Origin of the sequence: Desulfotomaculum sp. 1211_IL3151, assembly GCF_036763075.1 — a bacterium.
Classification (GTDB): Bacteria; Bacillota; Desulfotomaculia; order Desulfotomaculales; family Desulfotomaculaceae; genus Desulfotomaculum.
Window position 1 is genome coordinate 1 of record NZ_JBAIYV010000055.1, and the last position, 1402, is coordinate 1402.

Consider the following 1402-nt stretch of genomic DNA (forward strand, 5'->3'; position numbering starts at 1 on the left):
CATTTTGAAGTACCTCCTGTGTGATTAAATTAGGGGTCGGTCGCCTAGACAGCTCGACACCCAGTATATTACAGGAGGTGCTTTTCTTTTTCAAAGGTCATTTTATTTCCTTACAGGAATGCTCCTTAAAGGTTTTAAATTTAGCTAAGACACCTTCACTTAAAGAAGATCCTGATTTGCTCTTTAAAGCTGGGTTAATGACTAACCTTATAGTTAGTAAAGTTCACAATACCATAGCCATAACTAGAGTCCTTTCCTTTTGTACCTGCATCGTCAGAGTAACGGTAAATAGTTTCTTCCATTTTACTGATACTTAAATCATCATCATAACTCGAAGAAGTGCTGTAATGGCAGAAACAAAGGGTGCTGCAACATCCACAACTGACCCATAATCAGAAAAATCAGTTATCCCGCCTGATTGATCCACTGCAGAAACAGTAATACACTCACGAATGTTGGCTGGTGAATAATTAGCGGCATCCGAAGCCTCGTTCCCTGCTGCAGCTATCACCACAACCCCTTTACTTATGGCATAACGTACCGCCTCCTCTAAAACAGGTGACCACCTTCCCCACCCAAACTTAAGTTAATAACGTCACTATTTAGCCCCCTAACCAGATTTGAGCCATCCACTCTTATTGAGGTAAAATAATAAGTGTGGGGGAGATAATCATGCAAAGAAAGAGATATCCTAAAGAATTGAAGGATCAGTTAATTCGTGAAGCACAAGAAGTAGGTAACATTGTACCAGTTGCTAAGAGGCATGGCATTAACGATAGAACTCTTAGTCGTTGGGTTAGGGAATCTAAATATGCTTCTTGGGAAAAGGCCCCTGACGAAGGATTTCCATTAGTCATCCCCGAAGGATTTGCTATTAATCGTAAAATCGAAGCTCCCAATGAACTATGGGAAATAGATATTAAATACGGTTATATTCACGGTGAAGATCGGTTCTTTTATTTCATGGGTATCTTAGATATATATGATCGCAGTGTATTTGTCAACTCAAAATTACCCCATATGCTCATTAAAAATTCCCCCACCTGTAAAAGGGGACACTATTATTAGACCAAACTCAGACAGGAGGTAAATGAACTTATCCCTTCCGGCGAACCCGTTTAATATCAGGATATCCACAGTGATATCTCTGAAGCATTTGACGACTATCCCACCTACCAAAAATTCAGGGAACTATTCGACTGTGAATAACCTTTAAAAGATATTAGGCAACCTGTGGAAACAAAATGATTTAAGATTTATTGATAATTCCACAGGTTGAATATTCCGGGGTGGCAGAGCCACCCTTTCTTCTCATATAGGGCCGACTGTTCCGTTATGGAGAGCCGGTAAGTTGATGGTGGGAGCCACCCCAGGTGGCTCCCTTGGGTTTAACTCGATATGA

1 protein-coding gene and 1 pseudogene are annotated in these 1402 nt (G+C 40.7%); one reads left to right on the forward strand and one right to left on the reverse strand.

All coding sequences use genetic code 11. The annotated features are described in order from the left end of the window. Positions 1–313: 313 nt before the first annotated feature. A pseudogene (locus V6C11_RS15365) lies at positions 314–556 on the reverse strand (S8 family serine peptidase); the annotation flags it as partial. A 116-nt stretch (positions 557–672) separates the two neighbouring features. Between V6C11_RS15365 and V6C11_RS15370 the strand changes: the two are divergent. Continuing rightward, the gene (locus V6C11_RS15370; RefSeq protein ID WP_333532083.1) at positions 673–1068 is read left to right on the forward strand and encodes a transposase; all 396 of its coding nucleotides are present in this window, start codon (positions 673–675) and stop codon (positions 1066–1068) included. Positions 1069–1402: the final 334 nt, after the last annotated feature.